The organism is Citrobacter telavivensis, from assembly GCA_009363175.1.
GTDB lineage: Bacteria > Pseudomonadota > Gammaproteobacteria > Enterobacterales > Enterobacteriaceae > Citrobacter_A > Citrobacter_A telavivensis.
On the sequence record CP045203.1, the window covers coordinates 134251 to 151806 of the forward strand.

The 17556-nt window shown below is 49.8% G+C and carries 17 protein-coding genes and 5 pseudogenes; 18 read left to right on the plus strand and 4 right to left on the minus strand.

The window, feature by feature from the left end; genetic code table 11:
- Nucleotides 1–56 precede the first annotated feature (56 nt).
- Nucleotides 57–745: pseudogene (locus GBC03_00810) on the plus strand (IS3 family transposase).
- On the opposite strand, the pseudogene GBC03_00815 reads toward GBC03_00810, so the two are convergent.
- Nucleotides 741–1109, minus strand: a pseudogene (locus GBC03_00815) (hypothetical protein). The pseudogenes GBC03_00810 and GBC03_00815 overlap by 5 nt on opposite strands.
- Nucleotides 1110–1417: 308 nt before the next feature.
- Here GBC03_00815 and ltrA point away from each other — a divergent pair.
- The 4 genes and pseudogenes from ltrA to GBC03_00835 all read left to right on the plus strand — a co-directional run bounded on the left by ltrA (nucleotide 1418) and on the right by GBC03_00835 (nucleotide 4257).
- Nucleotides 1418–2926 (plus strand): group II intron reverse transcriptase/maturase, encoded by a 1509-nt coding sequence (ltrA, locus tag GBC03_00820; GenBank protein QFS68956.1) that lies wholly within the window; start codon nucleotides 1418–1420, stop codon nucleotides 2924–2926.
- Nucleotides 2927–3006: 80 nt separating this feature from the next.
- Nucleotides 3007–3495: pseudogene (locus GBC03_00825) on the plus strand (IS3 family transposase).
- Nucleotides 3496–3631: 136 nt separating this feature from the next.
- Nucleotides 3632–3895 (plus strand): annotated as a pseudogene (locus GBC03_00830) (phosphoadenosine phosphosulfate reductase).
- Nucleotides 3874–4257, plus strand: a pseudogene (locus GBC03_00835) (HNH endonuclease). Before GBC03_00830 ends, GBC03_00835 begins: the two co-directional pseudogenes overlap by 22 nt.
- Nucleotides 4258–5785: 1528 nt before the next feature.
- On the opposite strand, the gene GBC03_00840 reads toward GBC03_00835, so the two are convergent.
- Nucleotides 5786–6868 carry a RepB family plasmid replication initiator protein gene (locus tag GBC03_00840; GenBank protein QFS68957.1) on the minus strand — a complete coding sequence of 361 codons (1083 nt, stop codon included), beginning with the start codon at nucleotides 6866–6868 and terminating at the stop codon, nucleotides 5786–5788.
- A gap of 961 nt (nucleotides 6869–7829) precedes the next feature.
- Between GBC03_00840 and GBC03_00845 the strand changes: the two genes are divergently transcribed.
- From GBC03_00845 to GBC03_00885, 9 genes are all read left to right on the plus strand, one after another.
- A complete protein-coding gene (locus GBC03_00845) occupies nucleotides 7830–8078 on the plus strand; it encodes a hypothetical protein (GenBank protein QFS68843.1) in 249 nt (82 codons plus the stop codon).
- 572 nt (nucleotides 8079–8650) lie between these two features.
- Entirely contained in the window at nucleotides 8651–9517 is an 867-nt protein-coding gene (locus GBC03_00850) for a repA protein (GenBank protein QFS68844.1), read from the plus strand.
- 410 nt (nucleotides 9518–9927) lie between these two features.
- A complete protein-coding gene (locus GBC03_00855) occupies nucleotides 9928–10413 on the plus strand; it encodes a hypothetical protein (GenBank protein ID QFS68845.1) in 486 nt (161 codons plus the stop codon).
- 87 nt (nucleotides 10414–10500) lie between these two features.
- Nucleotides 10501–10818 carry a hypothetical protein gene (locus GBC03_00860; GenBank protein QFS68846.1) on the plus strand — a complete coding sequence of 106 codons (318 nt, stop codon included), beginning with the start codon at nucleotides 10501–10503 and terminating at the stop codon, nucleotides 10816–10818.
- Nucleotides 10819–10839: 21 nt separating this feature from the next.
- Complete coding sequence (locus GBC03_00865; GenBank protein ID QFS68847.1) at nucleotides 10840–11238, plus strand: hypothetical protein; 399 nt, start codon at nucleotides 10840–10842, stop codon at nucleotides 11236–11238.
- A 126-nt stretch (nucleotides 11239–11364) separates the two neighbouring features.
- Nucleotides 11365–12537 carry an IS21 family transposase gene (locus GBC03_00870; GenBank protein QFS68848.1) on the plus strand — a complete coding sequence of 391 codons (1173 nt, stop codon included), beginning with the start codon at nucleotides 11365–11367 and terminating at the stop codon, nucleotides 12535–12537.
- Nucleotides 12537–13334 (plus strand): AAA family ATPase, encoded by a 798-nt coding sequence (locus GBC03_00875; protein ID QFS68958.1) that lies wholly within the window; start codon nucleotides 12537–12539, stop codon nucleotides 13332–13334. Before GBC03_00870 ends, GBC03_00875 begins: the two co-directional genes overlap by 1 nt.
- Nucleotides 13335–13686: 352 nt before the next feature.
- Complete coding sequence (locus GBC03_00880; protein ID QFS68959.1) at nucleotides 13687–13914, plus strand: hypothetical protein; 228 nt, start codon at nucleotides 13687–13689, stop codon at nucleotides 13912–13914.
- A 180-nt stretch (nucleotides 13915–14094) separates the two neighbouring features.
- Nucleotides 14095–15018 carry a hypothetical protein gene (locus GBC03_00885; GenBank protein ID QFS68849.1) on the plus strand — a complete coding sequence of 308 codons (924 nt, stop codon included), beginning with the start codon at nucleotides 14095–14097 and terminating at the stop codon, nucleotides 15016–15018.
- 35 nt (nucleotides 15019–15053) lie between these two features.
- Here the strand turns inward: GBC03_00885 and GBC03_00890 are convergent, their stop codons facing one another.
- Nucleotides 15054–15377, minus strand: coding sequence for a hypothetical protein (locus tag GBC03_00890; GenBank protein QFS68850.1), 324 nt, complete (start codon nucleotides 15375–15377; stop codon nucleotides 15054–15056).
- Nucleotides 15378–15659: 282 nt separating this feature from the next.
- On the opposite strand from GBC03_00890, the gene GBC03_00895 reads away from it, so the two are divergent.
- Together GBC03_00895 and GBC03_00900 are read left to right on the plus strand one after the other, a co-directional pair.
- Nucleotides 15660–15878: a hypothetical protein gene (locus GBC03_00895; protein QFS68851.1), complete on the plus strand. Its 219-nt coding sequence runs from the start codon at nucleotides 15660–15662 to the stop codon at nucleotides 15876–15878.
- A gap of 260 nt (nucleotides 15879–16138) precedes the next feature.
- On the plus strand, nucleotides 16139–16390 hold the full coding sequence (locus tag GBC03_00900; protein QFS68852.1) for a hypothetical protein: 252 nt from the start codon (nucleotides 16139–16141) through the stop codon (nucleotides 16388–16390).
- A gap of 54 nt (nucleotides 16391–16444) precedes the next feature.
- On the opposite strand, the gene merR is transcribed toward GBC03_00900, so the two are convergent.
- On the minus strand, nucleotides 16445–16843 hold the full coding sequence (merR, locus tag GBC03_00905) for an Hg(II)-responsive transcriptional regulator (GenBank protein QFS68853.1): 399 nt from the start codon (nucleotides 16841–16843) through the stop codon (nucleotides 16445–16447).
- A 74-nt stretch (nucleotides 16844–16917) separates the two neighbouring features.
- Here merR and GBC03_00910 point away from each other — a divergent pair, with 74 nt between their 5' ends.
- A complete protein-coding gene (locus GBC03_00910; protein ID QFS68854.1) occupies nucleotides 16918–17268 on the plus strand; it encodes a mercury transporter MerT in 351 nt (116 codons plus the stop codon).
- Between the two features lie 12 nt (nucleotides 17269–17280).
- The gene (gene merP / locus GBC03_00915; protein ID QFS68855.1) at nucleotides 17281–17556 is read left to right on the plus strand and encodes a mercury resistance system periplasmic binding protein MerP; all 276 of its coding nucleotides are present in this window, start codon (nucleotides 17281–17283) and stop codon (nucleotides 17554–17556) included.

The window sequence follows — 17556 nt, forward strand, 5'->3', positions numbered from 1 at the left end:
ATTTGGCCACCTGAACAGAGGTGATATGCTCACCTCAGAACAACACAGGTGTCATAATGAAAAAAAGAAATTTCAGCGCAGAGTTTAAACGCGAATCCGCTCAACTGGTCGTTGACCAGAACTACACCGTGGCAGATGCAGCCAGCGCTATGGATGTCGGCCTTTCCACAATGACGCGATGGGTGAAACAATTACGTGATGAACGGCAGGGCAAAACACCAAAAGCCTCCCCCATTACCCCGGAACAAATTGAAATCCGTGAGCTCAGGAAAAAGCTACAACGTATTGAAATGGAAAATGAAATATTAAAAAAGGCTACCGCGCTCTTGATGTCAGACTCCCTGAACAGTTCTCGATAATCGGGAAACTCAGGGCGCGTTATCCTGTGGCCACTCTCTGCCATGTGTTCGGGGTTCATCGCAGCAGCTACAAATACTGGAAAAACCGTCCTGAAAAGCCAGACGGCAGACGGGCTGTATTACGCAGTCAGGTACTTGAACTGCATGGCATCAGCCACGGCTCTGCCGGAGCAAGAAGCATCGCCACAATGGCAACCCAGAGAGGTTACCAAATGGGGCGCTGGCTTGCTGGCAGACTCATGAAAGAGCTGGGGCTGGTCAGTTGCCAGCAGCCGACTCACCGGTATAAGCGTGGCGGTCATGAGCACGTTGCTATCCCGAATCATCTTGAGCGACAGTTCGCCGTAACGGAACCAAATCAGGTGTGGTGCGGTGATGTGACCTATAGTGTGCCCGGAGTTCAGGGCGGGCATGGATGCTTAAATGAACCGCGAGTCTGTCTGGAATATTGAACCGGTAACTCACGATGAGAAACCCAACAATCCCACCGGGTGTGACGGTGGAGAACCTGAGCGGCAGTGACCTGCGGCATGCCCGCAGGGTGATGTAACCCGCTGACAACGGGGATTGAGGCGAGATCACTAAGCCGAGATGATCCTCAAGGTTAAGTACTGAAAGGCTGAAGAACATGAACCCGTTAATCCGCCTCTGTGGGTTGAAAACGTCACCACGGCCTACGTGATCTGACAGGCCGTGCAGGAGGAACTGGCAGTGATACGTAAGCACTGCCGGTCGAAGGTGTTTTGACATGTATGCGAAACACCGGGGCAGCAGCGTCTATCACGCTTGCGTTGCTGACTTCTGCCAACTTGCGGCAAGCAAGGATAAAGAGTGCGACGGGCAGCCTCCTCAGTATGCCTGAGTCCAGGCAGGTAAACCGGGGAAGGTCAGCGACGGATGTTAAGGGGGCATGGCTCCGATGACGCGCTGGCTGGCGGAGCTTCCGTAGTAGTCCGCGATGGGGAAAGCCCATTACATGGCGAAGGGAAGCAGTTTGAATGTGTTTGCGACGTGAATTAACTGACCTAACGAGGTGAAGACCTTTGATAATCAGCGAAATGCAACGCAAGCTTGCCACATGGGCAGCCACCGATCCGTCCCTACGGATTCAACGGCTGCTGCGTCTGATAACACAACCAGAATGGCTGGCTGAAGCGGCGCGGATCACGCTTTCATCAAAGGGGGCGCATACCCCCGGCGTTGATGGCGTGAACAAAACAATGCTACAGGCCAGACTGGCTGTTGAGCTGCAAATCCTCAGGGATGAATTACTCTCAGGCCACTACCAGCCCTTGCCCGCCAGACGGGTTTACATCCCTAAAAGCAACGGCAAACTGCGACCACTGGGTATCCCCGCGTTGCGGGATCGTATTGTTCAGCGGGCCATGCTGATGGCGATGGAGCCGATATGGGAGAGTGATTTTCATACGCTCTCATATGGCTTCCGGCCTGAGCGCAGTGTCCACCACGCGATCCGCACGGTGAAATTACAGCTCACAGACTGCGGTGAAACCCGGGGACGCTGGGTGATTGAAGGCGACCTGTCCAGTTACTTCGACACCGTACATCATCGACTGCTGATGAAGGCTGTACGCCGCAGGATCAGTGACGCACGTTTCATGACTCTGCTGTGGAAAACCATCAAGGCGGGACATATCGATGTCGGTCTCTTTCGGGCGGCCAGTGAAGGTGTGCCACAGGGCGGTGTTATATCGCCGCTATTATCGAACATCATGCTGAATGAGTTCGATCAATACCTGCATGAGCGCTACCTGAGCGGGAAAGCCAGAAAAGATCGGTGGTACTGGAATAACAGTATCCAACGGGGCCGAAGTACGGCGGTCAGAGAAAACTGGCAGTGGAAACCCGCGGTGGCGTACTGCCGCTATGCCGATGATTTTGTCCTCATCGTCAAAGGCACCAAAGCACAGGCGGAAGCCATCAGGGAGGAGTGTCGGGGTGTGCTCGAAGGCAGTCTGAAACTCAGGCTGAACATGGATAAGACTAAAATCACCCATGTTAATGACGGCTTTATCTTTCTGGGGCACAGGATCATTCGCAAACGCAGTCGTTATGGCGAGATGCGAGTGGTCTCAACGATCCCGCAGGAGAAAGCCAGAAACTTCGCCGCATCGCTGACAGCACTGTTATCAGGCAACTACAGTGAAAGCAAAGTCGATATGGCTGAACAACTCAACCGAAAACTGAAAGGCTGGGCCATGTTCTATAAGTTCGTTGATTTTAAGGCCAAAGTCTTCAGTTATATCGACCGTGTCGTGTTCTGGAAGCTGGCTCACTGGCTGGCCCGCAAATACCGTACAGGTATCGCTTCCCTGATGAGGTGGTGGTGTAAATCACCGAAACCGGGTCAGAGCAAAACGTGGGTTTTATTTGGTAAAACCAATCACGGCAAGCTCAGCGGCGAAATACTGTACCGGTTGGTGGGGCAAGGCAAGAAGCTGTTCCGCTGGCGGCTACCCGAAGGTAATCCCTATCTGAGGACGGAGACCAGAAACACGTATACATCGCGCTTTACAGAAGTGGCAATGGCGTTCGCCAGCATTTAAATGGAGAGCCGGATGCGCTGAAAGGTGCACGTCCGGTTCGGGGAGGAGAGGCAGGGAAATAGTCCGACTACGCCCTGCCTCTTACTCTACTCTGGACGGGTAAGCGCTGGGCGTACCTCGCCGTTGTTCTCGACCTGTTCGCAAGAAAGCCAGTGGGCTGGGCCATGTCGTTCTCGCCGGACAGCAGGCTCACCATGAAAGCACTGGAAATGGCATGGGAAACCCGTGGTAAGCCCGTCGGGGTGATGTTCCACAGCGATCAAGGCAGCCATTATACGAGCAGGCAGTTCCGGCAGTTACTGTGGCGATACCGGATCAGGCAGAGTATGAGTCGGCGTGGAAACTGCTGGGATAACAGCCCAATGGAGCGCTTCTTCAGGAGTCTGAAGAACGAATGGGTGCCGGCGACGGGCTATGTAAGCTTCAGCGATGCAGCTCACGCAATAACGGACTATATCGTTGGATATTACAGCGCACTAAGACCGCACGAATATAATGGTGGGTTAACGCCAAACGAATCAGAAAACCGATACTGGAAAAACTCTAACGCGGTGGCCAGTTTTTGTTGACCACTTCATCCCATACGTTCCCCTGATGCCAGTGACGGATCGGATAGAGCTCACCGCCCTCTTTTGTCTGTTTAACGTCTTCAGCGCTCCCGCCTTTTTTTTCGATGTTCATGGCACGGGTTGTGCTCTCTGCATCACCGCTGGGAGCGCGGCGCAGTTCTACCTGCGTTTCGGCACGGTATCTCTGTGCAAAGGTAAGTCAGCCTTGTATCACAAAATGATGCAGCGTGGTCAAACCTACCATCGACTCGGCCTGACCGGATTCCAGTCGATGGAAGGGATCACAGCTCGAAAAGACCTTCGCATCCTCTCGACCGAGAAATACCAGCATGTTCTGAAAAGAACGCTGGAGGCCCGGATCATTCGTTTTAAATGGTGGGCTATCGCCGGTACGGTGCGATGTCCCGTCCTGATCAGAAGAAATTCAGCGACAGGGTATACTTCAACTGCATGGAGCGGTGTGTCGTCACCGGTGTGAAGACAAAATGCAGGGGAGAAGCAGCACATCTGATTGAGCATCATAAAGCGGGCTCTGACCACTGGAGTAATGGCCTGTGGCTTCGGGCAGACATACATCGGTTATACGACAACGGCCTGTGTGTGATTAATCCCAGCACCCTGACAATCCATTTCCACCCCACTATCCTGGCTAAGGATGACGATCTCATCGCGTATGAAGCTCGGCCAATATTACCGACAAGAAAACCTGTAAACCCTGCCTGGTTAAAATCCCGGTGGGATGAACTTACCTGGCCGAAGTAAGCATCGTGTCTGACAACGGTAGTGAGGCCTAATCATTACCGTTGTCGTAGCAAACGGGCTTCAATGCTTGGCTCATTATCGTTGTCACCAGTCTGGTCAGCTCATAACTATTGCCATCGGCACTGAGATGCCGTCCTGCGCATCGAACTCACATCCATTGTCACTCGATTTTTGAATCTGCCGGGAGTGTAACCAGTGACAATGGTAATGATCACCTTCACATAATTAACGAACCGTTACTACTGGTAAGAGGGTGCATGGTCGACAACGGTAATGACAATTAAGGAAAGTACCTTTCTGTAATGACAACGGTAGTGACTTAATGGTTAACCCTTGTCTGGTTACCGGCAATCAAGTACAGGAACTATGACAATGGTAGTGAGTCATTACCATTGTTATGGCTCATCATACTATCCCTATATACAGCAAGTAGACGGCGTTGCTCACTACCATCGTCATTGGTTGCATGGGTAGCAGAATGTTAGATGACAACAGTAGTGATTCTGGTGCTTCACCATCCGCCTGGTGACAACGGTAATGAGTGATCGAGATCACTATCGTTGTCGCAGCGTTCGGTATGGCTACAACCGGCAAGTTGTGCCTCGACAATGGTTGTGATCCCGCACTCACTTGATTCGTCATCGCCGGAACGACCCCACTGAAATGTACTTGGAAACGATGACAATGGTAGAGACTTGAAAAAATCACATCCATTGTCATTGACCAATCAGGTTAGCTACGACAGCGGTTGGACTCATTTCCATTGTCACCGACAGGCCATGTATTCATACAACGACAACGACAGGGAGTGACGCGGTCACTACCACGGTCATTCATCCCGCCCCTCAAGTACGAGCAGACAGTACGGCGAGTGAATCCTTACCATAGCTACCTGAAAGGCCTGATTAACCTGGAATGCATATGACAACGGTAATGACCAACAGAACTCATTTCCGTTGTCATTGTGCTGGTGGAGCAGTAAGAACTTGGTCTGAATCATGAATGACAACGGTAGTGAGTATTCTTAGTCAATACAGTGGTCATTCAAATGCGCCGGGAGCAAATGACAGCGGTAGTGAGTCAAATCACTCATTACCGTTGTCATTGTGTCATGGGAATCAGCGATAAATCCGTACTGACGATGCCGACAATGGTAGTGAGCGGTATGAGGTCTTCTCCGAGAAGCTGCTCTGGAGAGTTGTCGATGATGACAACAGCAGTGAGCTGCCAAGACTCATTGCCGATGTCATGGTGTCATGGGTATCAGCGATTTGTCTGTACCGGCGATTCCGACAATGGTAGTGAGCGGTGTAAGACCTTCCCTGAGAAGCTGGTCTGGAGAGATGTCGATGATGACAACAGTAGTGAGCTATCTAGTCTCATTACCATTGTCATGAGTGGTCACCCCGCAATGACAACAGTAGTGACCGCGTCACTCAATACCGTTGTCATTAAGCTAAACAGGATTCTCTGACGATGTGCAGGGAGGGAGGGTTCCAGGCCGTCATCTGACAGCCCGGAGGGAATGCTAGCTGGCGGGATTGTTCTTTTTCTGGCTTCTAAGGCTGCGAATGTAGTGAAGTTCTTCAGCTGTTAAGTCATGGATGGTTAACGTTTCATCCCCATCAATGGGCTCATCTGGTGGGCACAATTCACCTTCCAGTGGCTCACCATTATTTTTACCCGACGTGCCATTGTTCTCCTCATCAGCATCACCCTCGCCATCACCATCAGGTGGTGGTTGGATATTGTTCAGATTCAAATCAGGATCGCGTTTGTGGATCTGGAAATAAACCTTCCCATCTTTTTTTACTTCGGTGTACTGAAGGTAACCAATGGATGCCAGCTCCTCCAATGCCTTACGTACTGTGGCGTTCTGGCTGTTGGCACGGGTCTTAAGATTTAATCGGTTCTTAAGTCTCGTTAAGGAGATCGGGATTGGATTTGGTGGAAGTGACTCAATGAACGTGTAAAGCGCCTGTGCGCTCTCTTTTTTCGCCAGTTCCTTGATAGCCTTCAGCTGCATCAAAACCTTGTGGTCGTACTGATACAACTCGAATATCTTAGGGTCTATCTGTAGCTCTACCTGATCAGAGTCCGGGTCAAGCAAGGCAGACTGCACCAGGTGCGTCGTATACACCTTTGACGAGTGGGTGCTGGTGAAGGACAACATCACGGATGCCAGCCTGCGTAACGACGCGTCGATACGCTTACGGGATGCGGTAGAGGAACGATAATTTTCAGGGTTACAGAGCTTCAGAAACTCAGTAAATTTGAGGCTGATCTTATCGTTATCAATCGGATGGTTAGCTAGCGTTCGGATGATTCCCATCCACGTTTTGAAGTCAACAGACATATCGAGGCGCTGACCCACGATCGAGATATTGGTGAAACCCTCGCTCTCCATCAAAGAAAGTGTCTGTAGTTCTTTCGTGGCATCAAAGCCAACAGTTTTGTATTCACGACTCTGACGGCCAACGCTTTTTGGTGATGGCACAAACAACCCAAGGCGCATGAGCGCGATAGACTGAACCGTCCTGCTGCTATTAGGACGTAAAATAATTTCTTTACCTGTCTCTCTCTCTGTTACAGAGAAAGCCCTGGTAACCATCTGGCCTTGCTGCTCAGAATCTTTCTCATTGGTCATAGTGGTTTATCGACTGTATTAATCAACAGATTATTGAATACTATCGCCCAAAGCCCTCAGTGTCACTTAAGGGATCTCTGCGACGATCTCAGATTGTGCATAAGTCCAGGCTAAAAAAACGCCACGACTAAATATAAAACTCTGAAATTCACATAAAAACAAATACATACGTAGTTTATCAACAAAGGATCAATTCCGGTGAAAAAGATCCTTTAAAAAATCACTACCATTGTCGCCGCAATCACTACCGTTGTCAAAAAACTCACTACTACCGTTAAAAAACTCACTACCAATGTCAAAATAATCACTACCGTTGTCACCGATTGGCTTCCAGGCCTTGTGCCGTCTGGCTTCCGAGCTGCGGGGATCTCTTGTGATCTATGGGAACTCGTAAGGTACTAATTATTGGAACTACCTTGTGGAAAATGGGGATAAATTCTCTCTTCGAGTTAAATCAACATCGAATAGCTAAATTGTCGAAAATATGTACGGGCATGAAAGGAAAATGCGTATAGAAAACAGTGGATAAGATTTTAATAATTTTGTTTCATCATACAGGTGATAGATGGTATCTATATGAATTATAATAGAAATATACTCAAAACTCTTTAAGAGTTATACCTTCAGATCACACAATAAAACTCACTACCATTGTCACAAATACTCACTACTAACGTCGAAATAGTCACTACCAATGTCATTTTAATCATTACCAATGTCAAAAAAGTCATTACCATTGTCATAAAATGCCCTTGAGCCCAGTAACCATGCGGCTTGCAGCGTACAGGGATCTCTTTTGTACTCCGTTGCACCTTTGGGATCTCTTTATTGGAACTGTCCTGTGGAAAAGTATCTTTTTTGCCTTCGTCAGCTACTGACTCGGTGCTTTACTGATTGTGTAAACAAAACGATAAGAGGCACTCACATGTACGCAACTGCAAAAGAAATTATCGCAAAGCTGCAAAAAATGAACCCTGACGAAAAGGTGCTAGTCCGTGTCTGGTACAAGTCTGATGTTCAGGAGTTAGCAATAGACCGAAACATGCCGCAGGTTTCAGCTAGCGAAGCTGAGTCGACCTTAGCGTTGATAGACCGAACTCACGATGGTGATATCGGTATCAACTGGGATGTTGTTCAGAGTGGTATTGAGACAGTTCGTAGTGGCCAAATTTAAGCAACCGAGTAACAAGGACGTGACTCAACTAATCCACATATCCACCGGGTAGATCAACAGATCGATCCAGATTAAGACCAAATAGAACCAAAAAGATCCCCGCTCCCGCAAACCCGCAGCTGGTAAGCTCTGAAGACCTGCCCCGGTGGGGTTGAGAGGGAAAAAAGTGAGCTCTGAAGGGCTGTCGGTGGGGTTAGCCTGGTAGCTGGTGGTGTTCAAAGGGAATAACGGTGGGATTGGAAGGGGAAAGGAACTTAATTATCAACATCTGCTGTGCTAATGAAAACATCAAATAAAAACATAATCATACGTAACAAATCTCAAAAATAGGTGATCGGTATTCATTTTTTGTCCACACTGGCAGCAGATCAAAAATTTGATGTCAACGACATTTATCCGATTCATCTCTGAAATAACGTATTGATTTAGTACAAATAAAAACCAATACCCGATAAATGGGGACTAAATGACCCCTATTTCTCATGATCAATAAAAATCACCGTGATACATTCGCCCGGACTGGGCATTCCAAGATACCCGGAAAATAACAATAAAACTGGGGGATCCACACGATGAACTCGAATGAAGTTCTTCTTTTCAAGGACGCTATTCCCGACTTCAATCAGCCGTCGACTGGAAAGCTGACGGTGACAAAAAATTCATCAGTACAACCTGTATCACTGCTCCGCCTGGGCGTTTTTACTCCCAGTTGCCGAACAGAGGCAACGGTCACGCTAAACGTGACGGAAGCGCTATCCAGTCTGGAAATTGCAAAACAGGAAGGGTACACGGACATAAAGATCACCGGCCCGATGCTGAATTATTTCCAGGACTTCCGGTGCTGGACAGCAATCGTCCATTCCTTCAGCGTATCGCCTGATGCGCTGAAAGGTAACCGGATTAAAATGCCCTTTAGTGAATTTGCCAAACTCTGCGGCTACCCATCAAAACGCTACAGCACGAAACTGCGCAATGAGATAGCCGATTCGTTGACGAAGATTCGCTCAAAAAGCATTCGGTTTGAGAAGAACCCGGGGATCACCAAGTTCAAAGTAGCCGGGTTGCTGAAAGAGGCGGAATTTGATGGTGAAAGTGATTACATCATCCTGGAAGCCGACGAACGACTCTGGGATTTGTACCGTTCAGATCATCTTACTCTGTTGCGGAAGAAACCCCTGGAGCTACTTACCAGGAATGAAACGGCTCAGGCGCTCTATACATTTTTTGAAGCGCTACCTCAACATCCAGCCCCGATCACCTTTGACAGACTTCGACAGCGTTTACTGCTCAATGGGCGCATTGCCGAACAGAACCGGAAAATGCGAACTGCTCTCGATGTGCTTGCCAGCATCGGTTACCTGAAATTTTACTACCTGGTGGACACCAGCGTACCCACCATTCAGATCACGGATCGGAATCCCAAACTAACAGGTTCCTGATGTTTGAAACGTCTTTTTGCCCGGTTCCGGGAATGTGCTGTCTCATTCCCACCGGTCAAAAACACTAAGTTGACGTTTCCCTCTCAAACCCACCCGTGATTTTGTAGTCGCTAAAGGATAAATAGTCCCATTTACATCTGAAAAGCTGATGGGGCGCGTCAGGCCTCTATTGAATACAACTTGTATTACCATGAAAAATAAAGAAAATAACACTCCTCTTTATAATTACTGCTGTTCGCCTAATCCCAAAAAGATACTTTTTTAATCTGCACAGTTTTTATCGCCGGTGGGAACGAGAGGGAAGGGGAAAATATACCCGGTGGGATTGAGAGGGAAGGCCTGTAGAAAACAACCCGACAATCTTTTGTCGGCTGGAATGACCAGGGTAAATTAAGTTCTGGAGGATAGTTATGACTTCGACATTTGGTAAGCAGCTGAAGCTTTATGCAGACCGGCAAACGGGCGCAAAACGTACTGCTCTTGATTTTCAATATGTGGTTTCGCCTGGTAAGGATGCGTTTCCCACGGTGAACATCACTATGGCTCCGATTGCTGATGGCGCAAAAGAAGCCCAATGGGAGCTTAAGCGCGTCATCCAGCTGAATCGCTATGAATTAACTCAATGTTGCGCGGTATTGTTCGGGCTGGAAAAGGAGATGAGGGCAAACTTTCACGGAACCGATAAAAACAAAGGTTTTACGCTCATCAACAATGGTGCATCCGGCTGCGGGATAAACTTTTCTCATGGTGGGGATATGCTGACGCATATGTTGAACCATGCCCAAAGAATGGAAGTAGGGGCATTTATTCTGAAACGGCAGGCGGATGCGTGGGATATGAGTGTCAGTGACGTTCTTGCACTTTTGCGTCAGTCCGTGGCCATCAAACGGGCATAAGATCACGAAGCAGGTTCAAGAACAGGCTTACCGTACAACAATTTTCAAATCCAAACTGACCCTACTTAACTTCAACTGGAAGGCGCTATGACAGAACATCAGCAGAATAGAAATGTTTGTGAAGTCGGGTTAGCCTGTGAAGCCATGACGATTGATCCCAAAACCATTCAGTCAGCAGTAATGCGTAAAGAAGCCACGCAAGTTGTTATTCCTCACTTTAAGGGGGTTTGTCCTGCTTTTGTCGAATGGGCTGAACAATGCTTACCTGGCGATAAACTTCCTCGTGGGAAATTTTTTAGGTCACGAGAATGGATGCGTCAGTTCACCACTTGCCAGATAAACTACAAGACAGATCATCCAGATGAAGGAAAGTATGGATGGCTTTTTGAAGGAACCAAATATTGAAAAGTTAAGGAGATATGATTAATGCTAATTTATGCCGCAGATCTGATTTTACCCTTAAAAATTCTGCTGGTGGTATTTGTCGTGACTATCATAGGCGCTACCATCGGGTTGAAATTTGTACGCTCCGAAAACAAGATCGTTTGCATGTGGCTCGTGCCAATAGGCTGTCTTGGGGGAATTTTTGCATTGATGATGTTTCCATCAATTACCACAAATGATTTGTTGCTCGGCAAGAGATGGTCGGAAGATTGTCGCGTGGTCGAAAAATACGAACGCCACGCTTTTGAAGCACCGACGAACCGGCTGATTTGTTCGGGGGTTGATGAGCATGTTAATTCAGAAAGTTATGCGGTATTAACGAAAGCTTACCGGGAGCGGGGGGGAGAACTTATTTCGGGATCCCATAGTGTTGAAAACTAGCCTTCAAATCTAATGCTACGGAGTTTGTTAGCGCCAATGATATAAGACGGTAATTCACCATTTGAATTGTCCGCTCCACCCAACATGTTGTTTCCTTGAGGTTCTCACACCAGAAAGGACATCGACATGCTGAGCAGAGAGGACTTTTACATGATAAAACAAATGCGCAAGCAGGGTGCGTACATTATCGATATTGCAACTCAGGTGGGTTGCTCTGAACGCACCGTCAGACGGTATCTTAAATACCCTGAGCCACCGGCCAGAAAGACGCGCCACAAAATGGCCAAACTGAAGCCGTTTATGGATTATATCGATACACGTCTGGCCGAAAATGTCTGGAATGGCGAGGTCATCCTCGCAGAAATCAAAGCGATGGGTTACACCGGTGGTCGCTCCATGCTGCGCTATTACATCCAGCCCAAACGCAAAATGCGTCCGTCGAAGAAAACGGTCCGCTTCGAAACCCAGCCCGCTTACCAGTTGCAGCACGACTGGGGCGAAGTTGAGGTGGAGGTCGCCGGGCAGCGATGCAAAGTTAACTTCGCGGTTAATACGCTGGGGTTCTCCCGTCGCTTCCATGTCTTCGCCGCGCCAAAGCAGGATGCGGAACACACCTATGAGTCGCTGGTTCGCACCTTCCGCTACTTTGGTGGCAGTGTGAAAACCGTGCTGGTTGATAACCAGAAAGCGGCGGTGCTGAAAAATAACAACGGGAAAGTGGTGTTCAACTCCGGGTTCCTGTTGCTGGCCGACCACTATGACTTCCTGCCGCGTGCCTGTCGTCCGCGCAGGGCCAGAACCAAAGGTAAGGTGGAGCGGATGGTGAAATATCTCAAGGAGAACTTCTTCGTCCGCTATCGCAGGTTCGACAGCTTCGCTCATGTTAACCAGCAACTGGAGCAATGGATGGCTGATGTGGCTGACAAACGGGAGCTTCGCCAGTTCAGACAGACCCCGGAACAGCGCTTCGCGCTCGAGCAGGAACATCTGCAGCCGTTGCCTGATACGGACTTCGATACCAGCTACTTCGACATCCGCCATGTCTCCTGGGACAGCTATATCGAGGTTGGCGGCAATCGCTACAGCGTTCCCGAAACGCTGTGTGGCCAGCCGGTCTCGATACGCATATCGCTGGATGATGAGTTGCGGATCTACAGTAATGAGCAGCAGGTGGCATCACACCGGCTCTGTTCAGCATCATCTGGCTGGCAAACGGTGCCGGAACATCATGCCCCGCTCTGGCAGCAGGTCAGCATGGTGGAGCATCGTCCACTGAGTGCGTATGAGGAGCTGCTGTGATGCATGAACTTGAAGCGCTGCTGAGTCGCCTGAAAATGGAGCACCTGAGTTATCACGTGGAAAGTCTGCTGGAGCAGGCAGCTAAAAAAGAGCTGAACTATCGGGAGTTCCTGTACATGGCGCTGCAGCAGGAATGGAACGGCAGGCATCAGCGCGGTATGGAGTCCCGGCTGAAGCAGGCTCGTCTGCCGTGGGTCAAAACGCTGGAGCAGTTCGACTTCAGCTTCCAGCCAGGCATCGATCGTAAGGTCGTCAGGGAGCTGGCCGGTCTGGCGTTCGTGGAACGCAGTGAGAACGTGATCCTGCTGGGTCCTCCCGGAGTGGGGAAAACCCACCTGGCTGTAGCCCTCGGCGTGAAAGCGGCGGATGCAGGTCACAGGGTGTTGTTCATGCCACTCGACAGACTGGTAGCAACGCTGATGAAAGCGAAGCTGGAAAACCGGCTGGAGCGTCAGCTACAACAGCTGAGCTATGCGCGTGTGCTAATCCTGGACGAAATAGGCTACCTGCCGATGAACAGAGAGGAAGCCAGTCTGTTCTTCCGCCTGCTGAATCGCCGGTATGAAAAAGCGAGCATAATCCTGACATCAAACAAAGGCTTCGCAGACTGGGGAGAGATGTTCGGCGATAACGTGCTGGCAACGGCGATCCTGGATCGGCTGCTGCACCACTCAACCACAGTGAATATAAAAGGAGAAAGTTACCGGTTGAAGGAAAAACGCAAAGCCGGAGTGCTGGCTAAAAACGCAACGCCAATCAGTGATGATGAAATGGCGGAAAGCGGACAACAGAAGTGATCAAATAGCGGACATTAAAAATGGCGAAAAACGGCCATAAATCTTGGCGTTGACAAGTTTTCATGAATAATAATCACAATGTTTTTCCTTGCAATGAATTGGGTATGGGTGATTCCAAATCGGAATTGGAAAGACTCCTTGAATTATGTGAATCCACTCCGCAAACAGGCGAGCCTAACCCCCAGATAGCTAATATGCAAGCATTTTGGAATCGATAACTGGTGGCTCATCTCATATCACTGGCTTCAATTTTTGCTCTCATATTCTTAATGGCCGTAAATTTTCCACACTCAACGATGCAGAGATAAAACAGCTAACATCTCTTCGCAATGAGGGGCGAAAAGACGGTTTTGTGGTCAGAATTCAACCTGTTGATGTAACCCCTGAACTTCAGCTTGAAAGGTATCTTGCGTCAAGTTGGGAAAGCGAAATCGAGATTTATAAACGCGTACCGTCGATTGTCGTGATCTGTAAAATCTCAGGTCTGTCTGCATTGGCAGGCTCGGGGAACAAAATGTTTTTAAATATGGATTACTTAAGTTGCGGAACTGAAACTGATGATCAGGATTGCCAGGATTAAGTCACTGATTGGCGGTTGCAACGAGCTTTGGGTTTGTTAGACTGGCCTGACATACCTTCCCCCATCGCGGGGTGCGTTGTCGGAGTATCAAAATATTGTTTTCCCCTATGCGGGGTTTAATTAGTGAGTAGCGACTGCCCGGGTTAGCGCCTGACCCGTGTCAGACTTCTGAAGGATATTTTGATATTAACCGTCCAGCTGGACGGTTTTTTTTCGTCTGTTTTTAATTTGGATAGTGGTATGGGTAGAAAAAAACAATCAAACCGCAGTGTATCAGCGCCAGCTGTTGATGCTGAAAAAGAAATTATCGACCCGAGATGGAACATCTTTTTCTTTGCGGCAATTGACCGACCGTGGGTGCTTAACCCGCATCTTTTTTACGCTGAACAAGCGCAGGAACGTTTGCTGTCGCAGTTCAGTGATGTGGAGATCAGGAGTGAAGCGACAAAGAAAGGCGAGTCATTTATAGAGTCAGCTGGAGACTGGTTCAATCCTGATTACCACGACGAAAGTGACGTATACGAGAATATTGAACAGATTGAAGCTTGCCACTGGGTTGCGTTGCGGGAAATGAAGGTCACGGTCACGCTTTCCCTGACCGCTGGGATGTACCACCAGTTTGACAAGGCATTACGAGATCTGCTTATCCGGGAGGCCAGAAGCTGGCGGTGGCTCGACATGGTTGTGATATCAGATTTGATCTGGAACCTCAGTTTTCCGAGGCTTATGGATTTGATGGAATGGCTGGGTATTGAAGTACGAAACATGCCATGTTTCCCGTTAATCAGTGCATGTCATCAGGTTGTCAACGTTTATAAACATGGAGATGGTGATGCCCACCAGAAACTGGTTAATGCTCACCCGGAGTACTACTCAGTATGGCAATGCGAAGGTTATCCGCAAGAGAGACCAGCTCGCCACGAAGAACTTGAAGTTTCCGAGGAACAGTTTAGAGAATTTGCCGAGGCGATAACGGTGTTCTGGAAGAGTCTGCCGGAAGGACTATCTTATTCGGGGATGGGAAAAGAGCCTAAGTGGTTTGGCAAGGCTTATGAAAAAGTGAAGTGCGACAAAGAAAAACGCGAGCGTAAAGCGGAAGAATAGTGGGGCACTCTAGCCCCACCGAAACAAAAGGAGAGTCAGACAGCCGGTGACGGTTGCCAGCCTGATTGAGTCTGGATCCATTTGCCTACGGAAATCATGTCGTAACCACCGTTCCCGTAGGACGACTTCACTTCTTCTATTTCGACTGGAACCGCCAGCTCGATGGGGCGGAACCAGCCATCATCACCGACTGTATACCGGCCTTCATGTTCCTTGCTCATTTCGCAGACCCGGCTGGGTGGAAGCCAGAAACCTTCATTTGCTCTTTCGGATGCGATACGAATAGCTTCATCCACGGAAGCGACTTCCCGGATGTGTTCGTTATGCGCGTTTGACATTTTGATCAGAAATGACTTCATAGAACCATTTTCCTCAGCTTAGGCCGGTAACGTTAATCGTCGGGGCGGTCGGTAATATTCCGGCGATAGTGTCCTCATATTGTACTCTGGCATGATGCATAACAGAAATTTGAGAGCGCGGGATTGAGAGGCGAAGTAGTTTGATGATAATCGCTGCGGGTGTACTATCAGCCTGATTCCTGGACTGAAGCCGAACGTCCAGCCGTGGTAAAACTGGTGAACGATGTTAACCTGGCATCGAGATATCGAGACCGTAACCATCTGACTGAATAAGGAGCTTTTATGCCGAATGGGAGAGTGATTTTTAACAAAAGAGGCCGATGGGACTGGCTTGATAGCGGTTGTGATATAGATGAGGATGAATTAAAGCAGGAAGAGTGGTTTGTTGGCGATATGTATTATCCGCCAGACTTTGAATACGATACGTCAATGCATGATCACCAGATTACAGAGTGGTTGTCTAAACCTGAAGAGCTGGTGCGGTATGAGCGAGGGCGTTAACTCAATTTGCTTATCTGAACTGGCTACATGATCTTTCAGCGTGGCCATTTCGGTTCTTCACATTTCCCTGACTCCCTCCTGACAGAACCGACTATTTCATCCATGAACCGCAAGAGCGGTAACTAAATGCCATATCGTGTGGCAGAGTGGTTTGCTCCAGTACCCGTCAAAATAGTCCAACATACAAAAACAGGGTAGCCTGCCCCGGGCTTCACCCGGGCCAGGCTACCCGGAGTCGAACCGTTAACCCGGAGTCGTGGGTGAGTAACGTCGAGTGCCCGCCTGAATTCCGTGCGGCCACCAGCATTGGCTTCACCTTTTTCCGACCGACACTTTCGTGCTGGTTTGCGGCCGCATCTTCGCCGGGCCGGAACACCCTGCATTTTGTGCCGGTGGCCATCACCGGTATTAGGATAAAGGGAAGAATATCGGTGATGGATTCCGGGATAATCGCCGGGAAAACCCGGGCAGAATTGGGGTTTGGGGAGCAATGGAACCAAAAACCAACGTAAGCTCTGAATCCCACCGTAAAGGGGCTTTCCGATCTCCAGCTCACCCGCCAGGCATTACTCTCTGATCAGTGCCTCGATGATCGGGCAGATCGTTCCGCCGTCTCCCGCATCACATTGCTGCACCAGTTCGCCTAACAGTTGCTGCATGACGACCAAGTCGGCCATCTTCTGCTCGATCAACGCGAGCTTGCGTGCAGCCCGTGCTCGCGTTTCGGCACAGGCGCACGACTCATCCAGCGTCAGCAGTCCACCGACTTCCGAGAGCGTGAAACCCAGCGCCTGAGCCCGCTTGATGAAACGCAGTCGCTTCACCATGTCCACCGGATAGCGCCGATGGCCACCCAAGGGTTTGGCTGGTTCATCCAGCAGCCCGCGTCGCTGGTAGTAGCGGATCGTCTCGACGTTCACCCCGGCGGCGTCTGCCAGCTTGCCAATGGTCAGCTCTGTGGCCATCACTTTCTCCTTGATTCCGTACTTTGGTACGGAGTTTAGAATAGCACCTAGGCAATCAGGCTCAGGAGATGGGAATGGGGATGCAACTCACCGGGAAAGGCTCGCTGGTCGCGAGTTCGCTGACCGCCATCGGTGCGTCGGTGTGCTGTGTCGGGCCACTGGTGCTGTTGGCACTCGGTGTCGGCGGTACGTGGGTGGGCGCTCTGACCATGATGGAGCCACTACGCCCCCTCTTCATCGGGTTGACTCTACTGTTCCTGGGATTGGCATTCCGCAAGCTCTACCTGGTGCCACAGGTTTGTACGCCAGGTACACCCTGCGCCGATCCGCGCACGCTCGTGCGACAGCGACTCGTGTTCTGGATCGTCAGCGTGCTGCTGCTCGGCCTATTGGCCGTGCCGTGGCTCGCCCCGCTGTTCTACTGAAGGAGATTAACCATGCGCAAACTGCTGATCGCCGTGCTTTTCGCCTTGCCCTTCGTGGCGCTGGCGGCTCCCCCGAAAACCGTCACGCTCGACGTGCAGAACATGACGTGCGGACTCTGTCCGATCACGGTCAAGAAGTCGCTGGAGAAGGTGTCCGGCGTGAGTGACGTCCAGGTCAATTTCGACCAGAAGACGGCGACCGTCACCTACGATCCCGATAAGGCCCAGCCCGAGGCACTGACTGAGGCGACCGCGAACGCGGGATACCCCTCCACAGTGCAGAAGTGA